Source organism: Bibersteinia trehalosi USDA-ARS-USMARC-188 (genome assembly GCF_000521725.1).
In the GTDB taxonomy this organism is placed as follows: domain Bacteria; phylum Pseudomonadota; class Gammaproteobacteria; order Enterobacterales; family Pasteurellaceae; genus Bibersteinia; species Bibersteinia trehalosi.
In genome coordinates, this window is the sequence record NZ_CP006954.1 from 1,447,802 (window position 1) to 1,468,348 (window position 20,547).

Sequence of the window (20,547 nt, forward strand, 5' to 3'; positions counted from 1 at the left end):
CAAGGGTATGCAAAAGCACAATTCACTCTAGGCAGAATATATGACAATGGAAAAGGTGTACGAAGAGATGTATACAAAGCAAAAGAATTCTATGGGTATGCTTGTGATAATGACTATCCAGGTGGCTGTGAGGGCGATGCAGAACTCAATAAGCAAGGTATTCGTTAATTTTCTAAGGTTAATAAAAATCCCGATAGTCCACGTTTCTAAACGTGGACTTTTTATTTGCCATCAACAAGCAGTAGATTTTCCAACATTATCAAATGATTAACATTACGGACACAATACACCGTGTCCCTACGTTGAAAACTATTGAATCACGACATAATTTTCCGCTACGATTTTTTTGAAACTCTCGCTTGTCGCAGCCCAATCTAATAGATCCACTTTCCAAACTAAATCGGAATCGGAAAATGCTTGTTCAATTTTGGCGAGTTGCACAAAGTCCAGAGGGGTTTCGGTCATTAAAGCAAGATCAAGATCAGAATAACGTCCATTATTGCCTTTTACCCGAGAGCCGAAAGCCCAAACAGGCGTATTTGGTAAATGTTCTGTCAAAATATCTTGCACAATTTTTAATTCTTGCTCACTAATCTGTAATTGTGGCATTGTATTTTTCCAATTGTTGTAATAAAAAACCGCTGCGTTGCATAAATGCGGAAATCTGATTATAAACCGCCATCGCTTTTTCATAATCATAAGTATGGGAAGTGATATTCCGCATTTTGCGATAACCAATCCAATCATCAATATCTTCAATTAAGCCTTTTTTAACCGCTTCTCGCAAAACATCACGAAAATCGTTTAACTCAGCATTCTCATCAGAAATTGCCATCAATTTTAGCTGGCGAGTCATCATTTTAAGGCTAAGTTCATACACAAATTCAAATTTTTGGATAGCACCTGCGATTAAGGTGTCTTGAATTACGGGTTTTTGTTGGTTAAACCAAGCAATGTCTTCCAATTCTACAAGGGTTTCAGTGAGTGATGTGAACGCATCTCGTAAGGGTTGTAATTCTAATTTTTCCATTTTATTTCCTTTCTAAATCCACCGCTTTTTCAATATGCTTTTTCAAGCCATCATAACCGTGTTCGGTTTTTAAAATCTCAAATAATTCAATAGCTTGCGGATATTCTTTATCAAGATAACGTAACCACTGTTTTATACGAGCAACATGATAAAAGCCTGTATCCGCTTTGTTTTCCATTTGCACATAGCGGTAAAGAAGCTGTAATACATTTTCCCATGCCATTTTCGGCTGATTAAACTTTATTACTTGGCTTAAATTAGGCACATTCAATGCTCCGCGGCCAATCATCAAGGCAGAACAAGCGGTGATTTTTAAACATTTTTTTGCAGATTCAAAACCCCAAATCTCACCGTTGGCGATTACAGGAATCGTTAATCTTTCCCGAATTTCAGCAATTTTTTGCCAATTAATTCGCTCTGCTCGGTAACCATCCATTTTGGTTCTACCGTGCACAGTAATCTCATTTGCACCGCCTTGTTGCACTGCATCAGCGATTTCAAAGCACTGTTCCGCACTATCCCAGCCTAAACGTACTTTCACAGACACTACTTGCTCTTTTGGTACAGCTGCACGTATCGCCTTGGTTGCTTGATAAATTAGCTCAGGATCTTTAAGTAATGAAGCACCACCATTACTGCCATTAACAGTTTTCGATGGGCAACCACAATTCAGATCTACCCCATGCGAGCCAAGTTCAATTGCCAATTGAGCATTTTCAGCAAGAGGCTCTGGGTGCTGCCCAAGAAGCTGTACCCGCACAGGACTCCCTGATTCCGTATAACCATTATGATAAAGCTCTGGGCAAAGACGATAAAAGGTTTTCTTTGGCAACTTTTGATCGACGACCCGTACAAACTCAGAAATACAGAGATCATAATCATTCACTGAACTTAACAAACGGCGAACAAAAGGATCAAGAACTCCTTGCATTGGCGCAAGAATAACCCTTATATTTTGCAAGTTTTCCATAAAAAACGACCGCTTATTTCCAACCTTTCGCTTTACAAATTAAATCATAGGCAGCTTGAATTTGCTGGGCCTTCTCTTTTGCAACTTCCATCATTTCAGGTGGTAAGCCTTTTGCCACCAGCTTATCTGGGTGATGTTCATTCATTAACTTACGATAAGCCCGTTTTACCGTATTTTGCTCATCGCCTGCCGAGACACCAAGCACTTTATAAGCATCTTCCAAACTTGGTGCTGATGGAGAATAACTCTGATTACCTTGATACTGCCCTTGCTGATACCCTTCTTGCTGATAGTATCCAGAACGAAAGCGCTGAGCCGCAGCCATCATTGCCATCATCTGCTCAAATTGCAGGCGAGAAATACCTAGACCTTCTGCGATAGTATATAAAATTCGCTGCTCATTCTGATCAAGCACACCATCTTGCAATGCCGCTTGCATTTGTACTTCCACAAAAAAGCGCATTAAATCAGCTCGCTGCCCACAAGCTTCACGAAACTCTTTTAGCACTTGACGAAGAGGAAAATTACTCTCTTTACCCTGAGTAAATGCCTGTTGAGCTAGTTGCTGATGAACATGATCTAATTTCATCCTTGCCATCAGTTGACGAGCCAGATGAATATCGTCTTCGGTAACTCGCCCCTTCGATTTTGCCATATGCCCTAATACTGCGAAAGTGGTTTGCATAAACAACGACTGACGAGTCAAAGCTTTGCCAAAGACACTTGATGAAACGCTACCCATTTCATAAAGTTTTTTATCAGCAAAATGACCAAGGAATAAGCCAACTAAACCACCAAAAAAACTGCGGGTATAGTAATACCCCAGAAAGAACCCTAGAAATTTCCCAATGTATTGCATCTTCTTTCCTTACATCTAATGATAAATACGTTATTCTAGCTGAAAATTCTAAAAAAATAATGAATCATAGAAAAAAGAAAAGCTCCGATTTCTCGGAGCTTTTACAGAAACTTTGCAATTTAGAATTAGTATTCTAATACTGCGCGACGGTTTTTCGCGTAATCAGCTTCAGTGTGACCTAATACAGCTGGTTTTTCTTCACCGTAAGAAACAGTAGATACATTAGCTGCACCTTGGTTTGCTAAGTAGTTTTTCACTGCGTCTGCACGACGTTGACCTAATGCGATATTGTACTCAGGGGTACCACGCTCATCAGCATGACCAGCAACAGTTACGCTACCTTTAGCAGCATTTAAGTACGCAGCGTGAGCGTCTAATAAGTTGCGGTATTCTCCTTCGATGTCGTAACGGTCAAAACCGAAATATACGGTGTTGTAACGAGTTTGTAAATCCTGAACAGATAAGCCACCAAAAGTTTGGCCGCTTACATCTGCACCTGCTGCGTTAGCATTTACAGTTGCGCTGTCATCGTTTTTTGAGCTGCTGCACGCTGCTAATACAAAAGCTGGTGCCGCAATCATTAAAACTTTAGCAAGTTTTTTCATTTTTTATTCTCCAAAAGAAAATTATTGTTTACTCAGATAAGGTGACCAAGCAGGGAATTTATACTGCCCACCTGCTCCCGGCAAATTAGCTTTGAAACGGCCATCTGCGGACACCAATTGTAGCACTTTGCTCACACCTTTGGTAGAGCTATAAATAACCATGGTACCATTTGGTGAAATACTCGGACTTTCGTCTAAGAAAGTAGAACTCAGAACTTCTGTGCTACCTGAAGCGAGATCTTTTTTCACGATTTTATCGCCTGCAACCATGATTAAATTCTTGCCATCTGCGGACATTTTACCGCTACCATTACCTCCAATTAGGCTTGCACCGCCGCCGGCAGAGCTCATACGGTAAACTTGTGGCGTTCCCGCACGGTCGGAAGTGAAGAAAATTGATCCCCCATCTGGTGACCAACTTGGCTCGGTATTATTACCTGCATTACTGGTTAATTGACGAGGAGTCCCGCCATTTACCCCCGTTACATAGATATTTAATAAGCCATCTTGATTCGAAGCAAAGGCAATACGAGAACCATCTGGCGAGAATGACGGCGCGCCATTATGCCCTTTCAATGCCCCCACAACTTTACGTGCACCAGAACGTAAATCATGTACTACAACTTGTGGACGCTTATTTTCAAAGGTAACATAGGCTAGTTTTGAACCATCTGGCGACCATTCTGGCGACATCAAAGGCTCTTTGCTATTTACCACGGTGAAAGCATTAAAACCATCATAATCCGAAACCCGAATTTCATAAGCGTTCGTACCACGTTGCACCACATAAGCAATTTTTGTTCTGAATGCACCTCGAATTTGTGTTAATGCCTCAAATACCTGATCACTCACAGTATGCGCACCTAAACGAATTTGAGCCGCCGATACTGTAAATGAGCCTTGGGCGATAACATTACCAGCGTTTCCGCTAGTACCTAAAGTATCAATCAATTGGTAAGCAATGTTATAGCCATTCCCCCCTGCTGAAACCTGTCCTACGACAATATTATCGATTCCAATATTCGTCCATTGCTCGGCATTCACTTCTGCCGCAGAACCGGGTTGTGCCGGTAAACGACTACGATCAAGCGGTGTAAATTTGCCAGAATTTCGCAAATCATCAGAGATAATTTGCGCTACATCCGCAGGTACTCCCCCTACAGTTTTAAAAGGAACAACTGCTATTGGCTGTGCCATGCTAACCCCTGAATCAATGCTGATACGCACATCTGATTCAGCTTTGGCTGTAGCCGTAAACAACGCAGCCACTACACTAATCAAGCCCGCCATACGGGATAATAACTTCATAACTTACCTCAAAATAGGCTATTTAATTTTTAAACTAAAATCCAATGTTGGCGATTTAAATTGGTTATAAATCGCATCAGTGGGTGCTGGTGGAACTTTACGAGTTGCGACAATCGCACTGACTGCGGCATCACAGACCTCTTTATTTCCTCGACCAACCTGATAATTTTTAATTGTGCCGTCGCGCTCTAGGAAGATCTTAACATCACAACTTTTTCCCGCAAAACTTGGATCAACACGATATTTAGACTGAATTAATTTCTTAATCCGCTGAGCATAAGCTGCGCCATCAGCATTTGTTCCTGAACCTTGTCCAGTTGTGCCTCCAGCTCCCGCAGAACCTGCATTATTACGGTTGCCCCCTTTACTTGAGCCACCGCCAATATCGCCACCACTTAAGAAATCATCCAATGCTTTATTTTTCTTCGCTTGTTCCGCTTTTGCTTTAGCTTCTGCCGCTGCTTTTGCTTTAGCCTCTGCAGCAGCTTTCGCTTTTGCCTCTTTTTCGGCTTTTTCTTTCGCTTCTTTTTCTGCTTTGACTTTCGCTTCTTTCTCTGCTTTTAATTTTGCTTCTTTTTCTGCTTTAGCCTTTGCTTCCTTCTCAGCTTTTTCCTTCGCCTCTTTCTCTGCTTTAGCCTTTGCTTCAGCCGCTGCTTTTTCAGCTTGCTCTTTGGCTACTTTCTCTCTAGCAGCCCGCTCTTGAGCCGCTTTTGCTTTACGCTCTTCCTCAGCCAGTTTGGCTGCAGCTTCTAGACGTTTTGCTTCTGCTTCTGCCTTTAAACGAGCCGCCTCTGCTGCTTTTTTACGTGCAGCCTCTTCTGCTTGCTGTTTCTTTTCTTGCTCTAATTTTAGTTGCTCTTGACGTTGTTTTTCGCGTTTTGCTAACTCTTGTTTACGTAGCTCTTCTGCCTCTTGTTGCTGAGCAAATCGCAAAGCACGCTCTTGTTCTTGCTGTTGAGCAGCTTCAACAACATTATTAACAGATTCTGTCTGAGACTCGTCAACCGGTGCTTCAACAATAACTTCTTTTTTCGGTTCTTCTCTAACAGGTTCAGCTTTCTCTTTAGTTCCTTGCTTCTCTGCTTTCAAACGCCCATATTCTGCCGCAACTTGTCCTGTATCAACCATTACCGCATCAAATGCATCGCTATCACCACCGCTACCACCAGCAGCAGGTAATACTATTTTAGTAAACAATGAACCTAAAAATAGTAAGCCGATCAATACCAAGTGCAATAAGATCGAAACAATAACTGCTAGTTCTAACCGATCATTTTGATATTTCACACGCTATCCTTGAATCTTTATTTGCCTTCAGTCATTAAACCAACAGATTTAATGCCCGCATCTTTTAATAATGAAATACCTTTCATCACCTCTTCATAAGGTACATCTTTACCACCTGCAACCAAAAATAACGTATTGTTATCTTTTTGAAAGGCATCCGCGGCATAAGCAACCACTTCATCATCACTGATATTTTCTGCCCCATTACTCTGGGCATAATTACCTTCAATTTTTAACTTATATAAGCCAACCCCTGCAATCTCTAAAATTACAGGTGTTTTATCTTCATTTGACACCGATTGACTGTGACGATCTTCTGGCAATTCAACTTCTACGCTTTGACTAATAATTGGTGCTGTGGCCATAAAAATCAGTAATAACACCAATAACACATCCAAAAATGGAACAATGTTGATCTCTGATTTAATGTCATTGCGTTTACGACGACGATCAGACATACTTTCCTCTTTCTCAAACCTTTATAACAAGCGGTTTATTCCCCCTTGTTTTTTACAAAATTACTTTTTTGCGAATGCCTGACGATGCAAAATCGTTGTAAATTCATCAATAAAATTCACATAGTTTTGCTCTAATTTATTTACTTTCAAGTTTAAACGGTTGTATGCCATTACCGCAGGAATTGCTGCAAATAAACCTATTGCCGTTGCAATGAGCGCTTCTGCAATACCTGGTGCAACGGATTGTAATGTGGCTTGTTTAACCGCACTTAACCCCATAAATGAATGCATAATACCCCAAACCGTACCAAACAAACCAATATATGGGCTAATTGAGCCAACCGTGCCTAAAAACGGAATATAATTTTCAGCTTGCTCCATTTCACGATTTAAAGCTAAATTCATCGCGCGACTTGATCCTTGAATAATAGCTTCAGGCGAATCTGGATTTGCTTGTTGTAAACGGTTAAATTCCTTAAAGCCGACATAGAAAATTTGCTCAGAGCCATTTAACCCATCACGACGATTCTCTAACCCTTCGTGTAAGCGATGAAGATCTTCACCAGACCAAAAACGATCTTCAAAAGTTTCCGATTCTTTTTTCGCACGGTTCAATACTCGACTGCGTTGAATAATCACCGCCCAAGAAAGCACTGAGAATGTAATTAAAACTAAAATCACGAGTTTTACTACAATACTCGCTTCCATAAACAATGAAACTAAATTAAATTCAGTTGCCATTAAAAACTCCAAATGGGTAAATTTTTGAATAAATTAGACCGCTTGTAATACCTGTTTTATTTCACTAGGTATTGCCACTGCTTTCATTTTTGCTAAATCAACACTTGCAACGACGACTGTTGCTTCACTTAAACATACATCTTCTCGCCAAAGGCGCTGCGAAAAGACTATTTTCGCACCTTTTAGTTCCAAAATTTGGCTTTCAACTACCAGAAAATCATCAAGTTTAGCTGGGATTTTATAATCTATTTCCATTTTTTTAACAACAAAAGCCAAATTTTCTGCTAACAATTGCTGCTGTGAAAAACCTTTTTCTCGCAAAAACTCTGTTCTTGCCCGTTCAAAAAAATGCAGATAGCGCGCATGATAAACAACACCACCGGCATCTGTATCTTCATAATAAACGCGAATAGGAAATTTCATACGTACCCTGTTTGAATGCAAAAGAAAAACGCCCAAAAACTAGGCGCTGAGGTTCATCATTTTAGAGAGAGATAATTGCTTATGCAAGCCCTTTTCAATTCAAAATACAAAAATAATCAGGGCTTGTAAAATAAGACTTGACTAAAGCCAAATAAGATAGGAAAGACAAGGAATTAGGATGAAATAACCCACAACAGGAAGGAAAATTACTCTCCATAAGGTTGCTTTTATTTCAAAACCACTACCATGAATCCAGAGTATCGCCATTGCATAGAAAACGATAATTACCAACAGCGGAGACACTTCACCAAAATAGTGAGCAAAAAGCGATGATTTCAACAAGATCATCACAAACATTGCTGAAGCTAGGATAAAAGAAAGGGCCTTTAGCCAGCCCTTTCTTGTCATATTATAAAGAGAATGAATCATTTTTCCTTCTCAATTACTCGTCAAACTTACCTGTTTTCTCAATGCTGATCGTAACCACAGTTGCGAATAACACAGCAAGTAAGATACCTAAAAACCAACTAACATAAAGCATTGTGTTTCTCCTTAGTATAAGCTTGCTTTGTTATCTTCAATAAATTTCGAATCTAAACGACCGAACATTTTGAAGTATGACCAAACCGTATAAGAGAGCACTAATGGTACGAAAATCAATGCTACAATTAACATCACGGTGAGAGTATTCTGGCTTGCAGTTGCATCCCATACAGTTAAGCTCATTTCTGGATGAGAAATAGAAGGCATAATGAATGGGAACATCGATACTGCAGCGGTTAAAATAACACCAACAATAGTGATTGATGATGAGAAGAATGCAAAACCAGAACGGTTAGCTTTTGAACTAGCAACAGTTAATAATCCACCGATCACAACTAACGCAGGAACGATCCAAAGAATCGGCATTTCTGCATAGTTTTTAAACCACGCCGCACTTTCCAACTCAACTGATTTGTTAGTTAGCAATGACGGCGCATTGTGGTCTAGCTGACTAGTAATCACAAAACCATCTTTGAAATATAACCATGCGCCAGCAGCTAAAAATGCAACCACCGTGACAGCTGCGGTAATTTGTGCAATACCACGAACGCGATTGCGTAATTCACCTGTAGTTTTCATTTGTAACCAGGTTGCGCCTTGGGTAGTTAGCATCATTAAGCTCACGACACCACAAAGTAATGCAAATGGATTTAGCAAGCCAAAGAATGAACCTGTGTATTGAACTTGGTTGATATTGTTAAATTCAAATGGTACACCTTGCAATAAGTTACCAAATGCAACACCGAAAATGAGTGATGGAACAAATCCACCAACAAATAAGCCCCAATCCCAAGCACTACGCCATCTTTGATCATCAATTTTTGCACGATACTCAAAGCCTACTGGACGGAAGAATAGCGCAGCAAGCACTAAAATCATCGCGATGTAGAAACCTGAGAATGAAGTCGCATAGACTGTAGGCCATGCAGCAAAAATTGCACCACCTGCGGTTAATAACCATACTTGGTTACCATCCCAGTGAGGTGCTACTGAGTTAATCATAATACGGCGCTCAACATTACTCTTACCCGCAATTGGTAACAGGGTTAATACGCCCATATCAAAGCCATCAGTAATCGCAAAACCAATGAGTAGAACAGCAATTAGCACCCACCAAATAAAGCGTAGAATTTCATAATCTAACATTTCTAACTCCTATTATTTCGCAGATTGCTCAAAGTGATAACGACCTGTTTTTAATGCACTTGGGCCAAGTTTGCCATATTTAAACATTAAATACATTTCTACAATTAGGAATAAGGTGTATAAACCACAGAGTAAACCAATAGATAACCATAGTTCACCCGTTGTTAATGCAGAGTTTGCGACGCCCGTTGGCAACATTTCATAGATTGCCCATGGCTGACGCCCATATTCTGCCAAGAACCAACCACTTTCAATTGCAATCCATGGTAGTGGGATAGCCCATAACATCACGCGCAAGAACATTGGATGTTTTGCCACAGTATTACGCATATTTTTAACAAATGCTGTTGCAATTAATAATAGCATCAAGCCACCAGCTGCTAACATAATACGGAATGCCCAGAAAGTTGGCCCTACATTAGGTACAGTTGCATCAGCTGCTTTTTGGATTTGCTCTTCTGTTGCATCAATTACATTAGGTGCATATTGTTTGAGTAATAAACCAAAAGCTAAATCTTTTTGTACTAATTTAAATGCCGCTTTTTCTTCTTCTGTATAGCTGCCTGTACGTAATTTTTCAAGCAATGCATAAGCAACCATACCATTACGAACACGTTGTACGTTCTCATTACGAATGTCTTTAACGCCTTTAATTTCCTTATCCAAAGAACGAGTTGCAATGATACCTGCCGCGTAAGGTACAGCAATTGCCATTTCATGACGCATTTCTTTTGTATTCGGAATCACAAATGCATTCCATGCTGCTGGCGCTGGGTGTGTGTCAAATTCACCCTCCATTGCAGCTAATTTCATTGGCTGAGTTTGACCGATTTCATAACCAGCTTCATCACCAGCTAACACCACTGCAATAATCGCTAATAGACCAAAGCTTGCCCCCACAGAAAATGAACGACGCGCAAACGGTAAATCACGACCTTTTAAAATATAGTAAGCGCTAATGCTTAAAACGAAGATAGCACCGCAAACATAACCGGCACTGACAGTATGAACAAATTTAGTTTGCGCAACAGGATTTAACCATAAATCCATAAAGCTCACTAATTCCATTCGCATTGTTTCGAAGTTAAACTCTGCTGCTGTAGGGAATTGCATCCAACCATTAGCAACCAAGATCCACATTGCTGAAAAGTTAGAACCAAAAGCAACCATATATGTTGTAAATAAGTGTTTAGCTTTTGACAAGCGATCCCAACCAAAGAAGAAAAGACCAATGAAGGTTGATTCTAGGAAGAACGCCATTAAGCCTTCAATGGCTAATGGAGCACCAAAGATATCACCAACATAGTGAGAATAATAAGACCAGTTAGTACCAAATTGGAACTCCATTGTGATACCGGTTGTCACACCTAGGGCAAAGTTAATACCAAATAATTTACCCCAGAACTTGGTCATATCTTTATACACTTCTTTACCTGTGGTTACATAAAGTGTTTCCATCACGACAAGCACGAAAGAAAGACCTAATGTAAGCGGTACAAATAAGAAGTGGTAGAGTGCAGTTAAAGCAAACTGCAAGCGCGAGAGTTCAACAACGTCCAACATCTCAAACCTCTTTATATTTCAAGCCTGATTAAACGGTTACAAACAATTTGCAACCACCCCAAAAACCGATAAGTGTCTATTTTATTGAAAAAAATTACACTTATAGTCGGTTGCATATTTTACTCATAAATACACAAAGAAAAAATAGTAAAAGAATATTATTAACAAGATTTTTAAATTTAATTTAATAAAATTTAGCAATCTTACTAACATCGTTTTGATATAAATCAAATAGCTAAAATAGTACGAGAATGTATATTCTGAGTACGATTTATTTAATTTGTAAAATTAAATCCAAAATTGACCGCTTGCGAAAAGTAAAAACCCCTCCGAGAAGGAGGGGCTTACTTAACACTAAATGTACTTAGCAAAATATTTGCTATTTCTGCGCAATCTGCTCTGGTAATGCGAGTATTTCTGATGAAATATCTTGTTGCTCAATTGCTTCAACATTCACGGATTTCAAATTCTCTGCTTTTAAACGCGCAACCAATTCTAAATCGTGAGTTTGCTCCGCAACATATAATGCCATAATACGATCATTGGCTTCACATTCATGATGTTCAAGCAATTGAACAAAGTAAGGTTTTGCTTTATCAAATAAGCCATCTCGAGTGTAAATATATCCCAATGCTCGCGCATAATCGTCCGAGTAATTTTCTCGCGCTTTTTCAGCCCGTTTAGCTAACAGTTTAACGAGTTTACTCTCTTGATCTACTTGTAAACGTGTCAATTGGACAAAGAACAAATCTAATTGCTCGTCCTCAAATTTCTTCAAGGTTTCCAAGGCAATCTCACCGGCAGAATCATGATCATCACTATCGATCAAACGCTTAATCACCGCAGAGCGAGTATAAATTGAACGACGGCGACGGCTTGGTTGCTCTTCCCACCATTTCAGTAAGCCTTCTTGCCCTTCCTCATTAAGAATTTCATCCAGTAGGCCATCATCAGCTTCTCGTACTAATGCTTCATATTCCTCAGCCTCTAAGAAACTACGTTGTCCAATGGTTTCCAAAATAGCATCTAATGCTTTATACGCTTTTGATTTCTGATAGATCTCAATCGCTAGTCGTTGCGCATCAACATTATTTGGTGCTAACTCCAATAAGCTATCTACAGCGCTGCGTGCTGCTGGCAATTTTTCTTGTTGTAACAACAAACGCGTACGAGCCAATTCAACAGCAACAGAATTAGGGCCGGCTAATTTTGCAGCTTCCATTAAATACTGATTCGCTGAAAAAGCATCACCTTGCAACTGTGCGGCTTCTGCTGCCTTAATAAAGTTCAATACTGGCTCTTCAGAATGTTTCGCATTCTTGCTGATTAATTTCTCTGCCTTAGAATAATTCCCTTCGGTCATTTTCATTAAACCTTCAAGGGTCTGCTTTTGTGCTTTCTTACGTTTACGATTACCAAACCAGTGATAAGAATCACGGCTTAAACGTAAAAATCGACTAATAATCCATTCAACTAAGTAAACAATAGCCATTGCTAATGCAAAGAAAACAACCAACATTACCAAGCTCATTTCAATAACTTTAGTGTCGGTTTCAATCCGCACATAGCCTTGGTGCCCAGCAATATAAGGACCTGCAATTAAACCTGCTAATACAAGCAACATTAAAAAGAGAACTCGAAACATAATACTATCCTCCTTATTGTTCTGTTGCTGGTGCTAGTGTAGGCTCCGCCGCGTCAACTCTTGGTTCTACAGGCATTTGAGCGTCTTCGGCCTTTAGCTGTTCTAAAGCTTTTGTCTCATCCAACTGTACCTTAACAATTGGCTTAGATGCTTTATTCAAATTTCTCTCTAGCAATTCTAGGCTTTGCAATTTATGTGGCGCATCAACATAAATTGACTGCTCTCCCACGCTATCTAGCTCTTTTAAGAATGTCTGCACATCTGCATTTTGCAAATCAAAATAGCTTCTGACCCAAGTAGATACGGCTTCCAAGGATTGTTTGTATAGCTCATTTTGCTGGCGCGGTACTGCCAGAATAGCGATTTGTAGGCGTAAACGAATATTTTCACGCAGATAAATTTCCTGATTAGGTGCAATAAATGCCTTGTCGTTTACTACGCGACCTTTATCATTAATGCGGATAAAATGGCTTAAGAATGAATCTGCACTTTTCTCAATATTTTTCTGCCAATCATCTATAGAATCACTCACTTCCCCATTATCTGCTTTTTCGCTCTCGCCACTATCTGCCATTGGCAGGTTATCGACTAAATTTGCCAATCTCGCCAAACGCTGCATCAGTGTATTCTGATCGATTTCATTCACGCTATCTAAAGTATTAAGATCTGTTTTAATTGCATTACGAATTGCTAATGCTTTTGGATCTGAAACTTGGCTCAGAACATTATCCGCCTCAATCAATAGACTTCTTGCGGTATCAATATCATTGTCTAGCGCCATTTTGCGTAGCGCATTATTGAGTAAAAAATCCGCATCAGAGAACAACCATGCTGTAGGTTCAGCCACAGGATTTGCACCTAAACGCTGAACTTGTTGCTGTAATGCATTAATCTGCTGTGTATATGCATTTTGTTCTTTCTCTAATTGCTCAACTCGGCTATTTGCTTGCTGATACGCATGTGCCAATTGGGCAATTTGTGTTTTTTCTGCCTCAAAACTTGGTATCTCAATTTCCGGCGATTGCATCACGGTTTGGGGCATTTGCGCAACTTTTTGGCCTAATGTTTTAATTTGCCCATCAAGCTCAACAAATTTTTGGTTTCCTAAGAAATAACCTGCGCCGCCTACTCCAAGAGCAACTAATAACGCTAATAAGGCAATACCTGTGCCACCAGATCTTGCCTTTTCTTGTTTAGGTGCTTTATCTGTCATACTCTCATCCTCTTTCTCTGCTTTATCCCTCGCAGAAGCGGTCTCTTTCACTGATTTTTTTGCAAAATCTTCTGTTTTTTCTACCGCTTGCCCCACTTCAGCTGTTTCTGTAACAACTGTTTCGACTTCAACTGACTCAACCGCATGAGTATCCACGTTTTCAACCGTTTTAGGCTTTCTATTTTGTTTGCTCATTTACAGCACCTCTTTCCTTTAAGATTTCATACCTTGCAACACCGATTCCAGCAAGCTGTAGTTGTCTGCTTTTTCTGAAATCGTAATTAAATCACTTTGCCAACCTAATTTTATTGCTAAATTCGCCACTCTACGTCCAACCACAATTAAACGAGATGCCAATAACCAGTCTCGATCGGTCTCTAACGTTTGCGTAAATAGTGTTGATAAAATCTCACCACTAGTGATAACTAAAGTGTCAATACCAGAACGTTTTGCCAAGCTCATTTTTTCAGGCAAATCCTCTGCCCACAATAAACGACGATAGCATTCAACCGTTTCTACCTTTGCCCCTCGTAGCTGAACCTGCTCACTAAAATACTCTCGTCCCGTATTCGCACGTAAAATCACTACTTGCTTATCCGCAAGATTCTGCATACCGGCTAAATTGAGTAAACCTTCGCTATTTTCGCTCTCAATTGGATAGCGAACCGACAACTCTGCTTGACTACAGAAATAATTTGCAGTCCCCTGCCCTACCGCTAAATAAGTTAAATCACTTCGCCATCTAAAACCCGTTTCTTTTAATGCTTTTACCGCAAAATCTACCGCATTTTTAGAAACGGCAAAGACATAATCACCCGCATTTAAACGCGCAAGAACAGAAGGCAGCTGTGGCAACGCATTCCCAGCCTCAATACGCAAAATAGGCTGATGAATCGCAAAAATTTGCCGTTCTGCTAACATATTAACCAGCTGTTGCCCTCGTTCATCAGGGCGAGTAACTAATACATTCATATTAATTAAGCATACACTTCGGCAAGAATTTTATCAGCCCCTTGCGCTAAGAGTTGCTCCGCTATTTTAACGCCCAGCAATTCTGCCTGCGACACAGAAGCTGCGCCAGATGCTCGAATAATTTGCGAACCATCTAAAGCCCCTACCAATGCATTCATCGCAATTGTGTCGCCATGCAGTGTCGCATAAGCGCCAATAGGAACTTGACAACCACCCTGCAAACGCGCATTCATAGCACGTTCGGCTTTCACGCAATAAGCCGTTTCTGGGTGATTTAAGCTATTAATATATTTTAACACCCGCTCATCATTAACACGTGTTTCAATCCCTACTGCACCTTGCCCACTGGCAGGCAAAGAATCCTCAACCTCAATAAAACAACGAATACGTTCTTGCAATCCCAAGCGGATTAACCCTGCAGAGGCAAGAATAATTGCATCATACTCGCCATTGTCTAATTTACTTAAACGAGTACCAACATTACCACGCAATGATTTTACTGTTAAATGTGGATAACGAGCCATGAGCTGACATTGACGGCGTAAGCTAGAAGTTCCAACAACAGCCCCCTTAGGCAGCGCATTTAAACTTGCATATTGATTAGAGACGAAAGCATCGCGTGGATCTTCTCGCTGGCAAATCACAGCTAAACCTAAACCTTCAGGAAACTCCATCGGCACATCTTTCATAGAATGCACCGCAAGATCGGCCCGATTTTCTAACAATGCGAGTTCTAATTCTTTAACAAAGAGACCTTTGCCGCCAATTTTAGCTAAGGGGGTATCAAGGATAATATCGCCTTTGGTCACCATCGTAACCAGCTCCACCGATAATTCAGGAAAGCGTTGTTCCAAAGCCTGTTTCACAAAATTCGCCTGCCATAATGCAAGCGGGCTTTGGCGAGTTGCAATTCGAAGTGTTTCTTTCATTATTTTCTCTACATTAAATGTAACGTGGTTATGCTATCACTTTTTGCTAGTTCTGCCAAAAGATCTGCATAGCGAGCAAATAATTTTGTCGATAAGCTCACATTTCTCATTGACAGCCAAAACAAAAGTATTAGAATCCTATTCCTACAGTTCGGATGAAGATAGCTGGAGAGCGGGGGATTGACCCCACACCGACGAGGTAAACTCTTTCAGGTGCGATGGCGAGGACAGCTATTGGACGAACCCTTGGAGAGATCCAATCCGTCATTGTTACCCCAATGGGTAAATAGGAAAATGGACGCCGAAGGCGCAAGCGTTAGCTGTTTAGGCAATGTGAAACGCTCAGGCAAAAGGACAGGGGAGAAAAGCTTATCTTAAGCGGTTAATTTTGCGGATTTTTTGCAAAATACCCGCTTGTCTTTCGTCTTTTCTTTCCTTGTAAGCAGTTTTACGAGGAACCAACAATGTCAATCGACACTATTCTTAATACTATCAACAATATTGTTTGGGGTGCTCCACTTCTGATACTTATTTCAGGTGTAGGTATCTATTTCACTTTCAAACTTAAATTACTCCAACTCTTCCAACTACCTCGCGCATTTAGCTACATTTTCAAAAAAGAAAAAGGCAATGAGCAACAAGGTGATATTTCGGCTTTCGGCGCACTTGCAACCGCACTTGCCGCAACCATCGGTACAGGAAATATTGTCGGTGTTGCCACCGCAATTCAAACTGGTGGCCCTGGTGCGCTATTCTGGATGTGGTTAATAGCTCTATTTGGCATGACAACAAAATATGCCGAATGCTTGCTTGCTATTAAATTCCGCGGCAAAGATAAAGATGGCTATATTGCAGGTGGCCCGATGTACTATATTGAAATGGGAATGGGGCAAAAATGGAAATGGCTTGCTAAATTATTCGCTTTCTTTGGTGTACTTGTGGCACTCTTTGGTATTGGAACATTTCCGCAAGTAAACGGAATTACAACGGCATTACAAGATACTTTTAGCCTCCCGATTAGCCTGACAGCAACCATTCTTACTGTTGCGGTAGCAGCAATCATCTTAGGTGGGGTCAAACGCATCTCAAAAATAGCTACAGTGATTGTGCCATTTATGGCGCTCGCTTATGTCGGCGCGTCCATTTTAATTTTGGTACTGAATGCCGAAAAATTACCAGCTACTATCGCCTTTATCGTGGAATCAGCTTTTAATCCTAGCGCGGCATTTGGAGGAGCTATCGGTTTTACAGTGATGCAGGCAATTCAGTCAGGTGTCGCACGTGGGATCTTCTCTAACGAATCTGGCTTAGGTTCTGCACCTATTGCAGCCGCAGCCGCCCACACTAAAGAACCCGTGCGTCAGGGGCTGATTTCCATGACCGGTACTTTCTTAGATACTATCATTGTGTGTACGATGACCGGCCTAGTCATTGTACTCACCGGAGCATGGCAAGGGTCTGCCCAAGGCGCAGCCATTACTAATCTCGCATTCAATCAAGGGCTATTCAGCAATATCGGCTCAATTATTGTCAGTGTAGGCTTAATTTTCTTTGCTTTCACGACGATTTTAGGCTGGTGCTACTATGGAGAGCGCTGTTTTGTCTATTTAACAGGCGGGCGCACCAAAGGGATTAAATTCTATCGCTTAGCCTTTATTGCGTTAATTGCCTCAGCACCTTTTATTCAGCTCAATACTATCTGGACTCTCGCTGACATCGTGAATGGTTTAATGGCATTCCCAAACTTAATTGCTTTAGTCGCATTACGTCATGTCGTGTTGGATGAAACCAGAAGCTATTTTGAACGCTTGAAAAAAGGCTTAATTGAATAGTTTAAGTGACTAAAAAACAAGCGATGCAAATTTGCATTTTTTCTGCCAAATTGCACCGCTTGCTTATTTAAGTGTTAAGAAAGTTAAAACTTCATAATGCGAGGTGTGCGGAAACATATCAAATAATTGTACTTTTTCCAGCTGATAGTTGGTTAAACTAGCAAAGTCTTTTGCCATCGTTTGAGCATTACAGCTGGAATAAATCAAATAAGGCGCAGCAAGCTGATTCAGATAGTCCGCTAAGGATTTACCAATCCCCCGGCGAGGCGGATTAACAATGATTAAATCAGGATGCTCCCCTTGTTTATTTAAGGCAAAATTTGCAGAATCCAAGCTAGCAAACTGTACATTTTTCAACCCTAATTGTTCAGCTGATTGAGTAGCACTGGCAATTGCTGAAGCAGAAATCTCAATGCCAGTTAATGCAACCTCAGGATTTTTCTGTTGCAAACTGGCCGCACAATGTAAGCCAAAACCACCGACGCCACAAAAAAGATCCCATAAACGTTGTATTGGTAACTGCGCAACCCAATTTTGAGCAGTTCGATATAACTCACTCGCCACCATTGGGTTTGTTTGGAAAAAACCCTGCGGGCGAATAAAAAGTGGAATACCGTTAAAATTCTCCGCTAATACTCGTCTCTCTGTTAAAAAAATCTCTTTCTCACCTTCCAAAATCGCTGCGTGTTGTGGCTGAATATTTACGCTAACAACAGAATTCATCGGCAGTTTTGCCCAAAAGTCAGCAAACTCTCGCTCAATCAATGGCAATTTCAATTCACTACGCAACACAAAACGGATCATAACCGCTTTATCTAGCTGACTTTGGGTAAGTAAAATATACTTAAGCTCCCCTTTTTTCTTCGCTACGTTATACGGCACCAGCCCTGCTCTCGCGATAAAATCTTTCAAGACAGGAAAAAGTGCGACAAATTCGCTTGGATATAAAGGGCAATCGGTTAAATCCACTGCACTAGATGGAGCAGTCTGTTCTCGTAAGATCCCTAAAAGAGGTCTCTCTACACTTCCTGATACCACCATTTTAGCTTTATTACGAAAAGCAGAGGCTGATGAAACAAGCGGTGGAAAAACCTGTGTTTTTTGCAAAATAAAAGGCGAAATCAAGCGCTTGAGATCTGCAACTTTGTCATTGATTTGCGCGGGATAACTTTTATCCAACCACTGACAAGATTGACAATCTTTTCGATCAAAATGGTGGCAACGCAAAAAATTAAGCATGCTGTGCTTTCCACTCCAACCAATCATCTTGCAGTTTTGCCAACGATTGGGTTGCTTCACGCCAACGTGTTGTTGCGGTTAATTCGTGCCAAGAAAATTGTTTACGCTTCATCAAACTTAAATGACGCGCTTGTTGTTCTGCTGTTGGTTGATACTTTAAGCCATCAAGTACTTGCACAACCCCTTTCGGTTCATTACAAAGTAACAATAAGTCGCAGCCTGCCTGTAAAGCTTTCTCACTACGCTCTACAAAATTGCCCATAAAGCCCGCTCCTTTCATACCAAGATCATCTGAGAAAATCACACCATTAAAATTAAGCTGCTGGCGTAAAACGTCTTTCAGCCAATATGCCGAACCACTCGCGGGCTGGCTATCACATTGAGTATAAACAACATGGGCAGGCATAACTGCTGAGAGTTTATTTTTACTGATAAGCTGTTTAAACGGCTGAATATCATAGCTAAAAATCGTCTCTTTCGAGCGATCATCAAATGGCGTTTCAAGATGGGAATCTGCTAAAACATGCCCATGTCCAGGAAAATGCTTGCCAGTGGTCGCCATTCCTATTTCTAACATGCCATCAATAAAGCTTTCAGCTACTGGTAAAACCCTATGTAGATCTGAGCCGAAAGAACGATCACCAATTGCTTTACAGTCATGTCCAAGATCAAGCACAGGGGCAAAACTCAGGTCAATATCTAATGCAAACATTTCCGCAGCCATTAACCAACCGGCTTCCTTCGCCACTTTTTGCTGTTGAATTGGTTCGGCATATATTGTCTGAAATGATTGCATTGCAGGTAATTTGGTAAACCCTTCACGAAAACGCTGTACTCTTCCCCCCTCTTGATCTACAGTCACAAGTAATGGCTTTTTTACCCGCTGACGGAGAGATTTAATCAATGCTTGAATTTGTTCTCTATCATAAAAATTACGTGTAAATAAAATTAAGCCGGAAACTAGCGGATGTGCTAAAATTTCTTGCTCTTCTTGGGTTAATTCTTGTCCTGCTATATCAATTAATAACATTATTTGCTCATCGGTAAAAAATTAGGAAGGGCGTTATTCTACAACGAAATCACTACTCAAGTCGCCTATCGTAGAAAATCACGCAAAATTTGTGCCGTGAATTCCTTACGTAAGTAAAATCCTAATGGCAATGAGCGAATTTTTTCACCTTGTGCATTAAATGCCCCCGCTCGTGCTTTGCTATTCTGCCCTTTAGGGCGCAGCTGCATCACCTCCCCCAACTTAGCATTAATTTCATTCAGCTTACCAAGCACAATCAGCTCCATTAGCTCTTCCCAGTCGCGTTGTAGCTGCCACTCTTGCTCAGGACTTGGTGACCATAGAATTGGCTGACCTATTCGGCGTTCTGCCAATGGAATTTCTCTCTCACCTTGCACTGGGAGCCAAAGCACTTTTTGCAATTTATGACGCACATGTGAGGTTTGCCAGAGTATGCCATGATTATCCGTTAAAGGGGCAAGGCTGACAAAAGTTGTCTCAAGAGGAAACCCTTGTTGATTCACAGGAATTGTTTTAAGCTCAATCCCTAGATGAGCAAAATCTTGCTCTGGTTTGCTTCCAGCTCTTGCTCCTAATGCAGTCTCAATCAGCATCCCCACCCAGCCCTTATCTCGCTTTAAATCTGGTGGTACGGGTATATTTAGTAAGGAGGCAATTTCACCAAGGCTAAATCCCGCTAGCCATTGAGCCTTTTCAAGTAATTCTTGTTCTGAAGCAGAAAAAGTCGCAAGTTTCATAAAGATTCCTTTTGCAA

23 protein-coding genes and 2 riboswitches are annotated in these 20,547 nt (G+C 40.7%); of the genes, 2 read left to right on the plus strand and 21 right to left on the minus strand.

Going from position 1 to position 20,547, the window contains the following annotated elements; all coding sequences use genetic code 11:
- The first annotated feature begins 36 nt into the window (after positions 1–36).
- Complete coding sequence (locus F542_RS11215) at positions 37–168, plus strand: SEL1-like repeat protein (RefSeq protein WP_081601351.1); 132 nt, start codon at positions 37–39, stop codon at positions 166–168.
- Between the two features lie 141 nt (positions 169–309).
- Here the strand turns inward: F542_RS11215 and F542_RS06640 are convergent, their stop codons facing one another.
- The 18 genes from F542_RS06640 to hemC form a co-directional block, all read right to left on the minus strand.
- On the minus strand, positions 310–609 hold the full coding sequence (locus F542_RS06640; protein WP_015432272.1) for a nucleotidyltransferase family protein: 300 nt from the start codon (positions 607–609) through the stop codon (positions 310–312).
- Positions 590–1,030, minus strand: a complete 441-nt coding sequence (locus F542_RS06645; RefSeq protein ID WP_015432271.1) for a nucleotidyltransferase substrate binding protein — start codon at positions 1,028–1,030, stop codon at positions 590–592. Before F542_RS06645 ends, F542_RS06640 begins: the two co-directional genes overlap by 20 nt.
- Before the next feature lies 1 nt (position 1,031).
- Positions 1,032–2,000, minus strand: a complete 969-nt coding sequence (gene dusC / locus F542_RS06650) for a tRNA dihydrouridine(16) synthase DusC (RefSeq protein WP_015432270.1) — start codon at positions 1,998–2,000, stop codon at positions 1,032–1,034.
- A 13-nt stretch (positions 2,001–2,013) separates the two neighbouring features.
- Positions 2,014–2,859: a co-chaperone DjlA gene (djlA, locus tag F542_RS06655; protein WP_015432269.1), complete on the minus strand. Its 846-nt coding sequence runs from the start codon at positions 2,857–2,859 to the stop codon at positions 2,014–2,016.
- A gap of 125 nt (positions 2,860–2,984) precedes the next feature.
- Positions 2,985–3,464 (minus strand): peptidoglycan-associated lipoprotein Pal, encoded by a 480-nt coding sequence (gene pal / locus F542_RS06660; protein ID WP_015432268.1) that lies wholly within the window; start codon positions 3,462–3,464, stop codon positions 2,985–2,987.
- 21 nt (positions 3,465–3,485) lie between these two features.
- Positions 3,486–4,772, minus strand: a complete 1,287-nt coding sequence (gene tolB, locus F542_RS06665; RefSeq protein ID WP_025267148.1) for a Tol-Pal system beta propeller repeat protein TolB — start codon at positions 4,770–4,772, stop codon at positions 3,486–3,488.
- An 18-nt stretch (positions 4,773–4,790) separates the two neighbouring features.
- Positions 4,791–6,059 (minus strand): cell envelope integrity protein TolA, encoded by a 1,269-nt coding sequence (gene tolA, locus F542_RS06670; protein ID WP_025267149.1) that lies wholly within the window; start codon positions 6,057–6,059, stop codon positions 4,791–4,793.
- A gap of 17 nt (positions 6,060–6,076) precedes the next feature.
- On the minus strand, positions 6,077–6,517 hold the full coding sequence (tolR, locus tag F542_RS06675; protein ID WP_015432265.1) for a colicin uptake protein TolR: 441 nt from the start codon (positions 6,515–6,517) through the stop codon (positions 6,077–6,079).
- A gap of 60 nt (positions 6,518–6,577) precedes the next feature.
- Positions 6,578–7,258 carry a protein TolQ gene (gene tolQ / locus F542_RS06680; protein WP_015432264.1) on the minus strand — a complete coding sequence of 227 codons (681 nt, stop codon included), beginning with the start codon at positions 7,256–7,258 and terminating at the stop codon, positions 6,578–6,580.
- Between the two features lie 33 nt (positions 7,259–7,291).
- Positions 7,292–7,681: a tol-pal system-associated acyl-CoA thioesterase gene (gene ybgC / locus F542_RS06685; RefSeq protein WP_015432263.1), complete on the minus strand. Its 390-nt coding sequence runs from the start codon at positions 7,679–7,681 to the stop codon at positions 7,292–7,294.
- A 141-nt stretch (positions 7,682–7,822) separates the two neighbouring features.
- On the minus strand, positions 7,823–8,110 hold the full coding sequence (ybgE, locus tag F542_RS06690) for a cyd operon protein YbgE (RefSeq protein ID WP_025267150.1): 288 nt from the start codon (positions 8,108–8,110) through the stop codon (positions 7,823–7,825).
- Positions 8,111–8,123: 13 nt separating this feature from the next.
- A complete protein-coding gene (locus F542_RS10910) occupies positions 8,124–8,222 on the minus strand; it encodes a cytochrome bd oxidase small subunit, CydX/CbdX family (RefSeq protein WP_081601334.1) in 99 nt (32 codons plus the stop codon).
- 11 nt (positions 8,223–8,233) lie between these two features.
- Positions 8,234–9,370: a cytochrome d ubiquinol oxidase subunit II gene (gene cydB / locus F542_RS06695; RefSeq protein WP_015432261.1), complete on the minus strand. Its 1,137-nt coding sequence runs from the start codon at positions 9,368–9,370 to the stop codon at positions 8,234–8,236.
- A 12-nt stretch (positions 9,371–9,382) separates the two neighbouring features.
- Positions 9,383–10,933: a cytochrome ubiquinol oxidase subunit I gene (locus F542_RS06700; RefSeq protein ID WP_015432260.1), complete on the minus strand. Its 1,551-nt coding sequence runs from the start codon at positions 10,931–10,933 to the stop codon at positions 9,383–9,385.
- Between the two features lie 379 nt (positions 10,934–11,312).
- Positions 11,313–12,578: a heme biosynthesis protein HemY gene (locus F542_RS06705; RefSeq protein ID WP_038445773.1), complete on the minus strand. Its 1,266-nt coding sequence runs from the start codon at positions 12,576–12,578 to the stop codon at positions 11,313–11,315.
- 13 nt (positions 12,579–12,591) lie between these two features.
- Positions 12,592–13,986 (minus strand): uroporphyrinogen-III C-methyltransferase, encoded by a 1,395-nt coding sequence (locus tag F542_RS06710; protein ID WP_015432258.1) that lies wholly within the window; start codon positions 13,984–13,986, stop codon positions 12,592–12,594.
- 18 nt (positions 13,987–14,004) lie between these two features.
- Positions 14,005–14,763: a uroporphyrinogen-III synthase gene (locus tag F542_RS06715; protein WP_015432257.1), complete on the minus strand. Its 759-nt coding sequence runs from the start codon at positions 14,761–14,763 to the stop codon at positions 14,005–14,007.
- Between the two features lie 5 nt (positions 14,764–14,768).
- A complete protein-coding gene (gene hemC / locus F542_RS06720; protein WP_015432256.1) occupies positions 14,769–15,692 on the minus strand; it encodes a hydroxymethylbilane synthase in 924 nt (307 codons plus the stop codon).
- Positions 15,693–15,847: 155 nt separating this feature from the next.
- A riboswitch (glycine riboswitch) is annotated at positions 15,848–15,933 on the plus strand.
- 2 nt (positions 15,934–15,935) lie between these two features.
- Positions 15,936–16,053: riboswitch (glycine riboswitch) on the plus strand.
- Positions 16,054–16,156: 103 nt separating this feature from the next.
- Here hemC and F542_RS06725 point away from each other — a divergent pair.
- Complete coding sequence (locus F542_RS06725) at positions 16,157–17,524, plus strand: alanine/glycine:cation symporter family protein (protein ID WP_015432254.1); 1,368 nt, start codon at positions 16,157–16,159, stop codon at positions 17,522–17,524.
- 63 nt (positions 17,525–17,587) lie between these two features.
- Here F542_RS06725 and rlmC read toward each other — a convergent pair whose 3' ends face one another.
- The 3 genes from rlmC to mutH form a co-directional block, all read right to left on the minus strand.
- The gene (rlmC, locus tag F542_RS06730) at positions 17,588–18,763 is read right to left on the minus strand and encodes a 23S rRNA (uracil(747)-C(5))-methyltransferase RlmC (RefSeq protein ID WP_025267151.1); all 1,176 of its coding nucleotides are present in this window, start codon (positions 18,761–18,763) and stop codon (positions 17,588–17,590) included.
- Positions 18,756–19,793, minus strand: coding sequence for a beta-N-acetylhexosaminidase (nagZ, locus tag F542_RS06735; RefSeq protein WP_025267152.1), 1,038 nt, complete (start codon positions 19,791–19,793; stop codon positions 18,756–18,758). The genes rlmC and nagZ overlap by 8 nt, the downstream gene beginning before the upstream one ends.
- Positions 19,794–19,858: 65 nt before the next feature.
- Positions 19,859–20,530: a DNA mismatch repair endonuclease MutH gene (gene mutH, locus F542_RS06740; protein ID WP_025267153.1), complete on the minus strand. Its 672-nt coding sequence runs from the start codon at positions 20,528–20,530 to the stop codon at positions 19,859–19,861.
- Positions 20,531–20,547 lie beyond the last annotated feature (17 nt).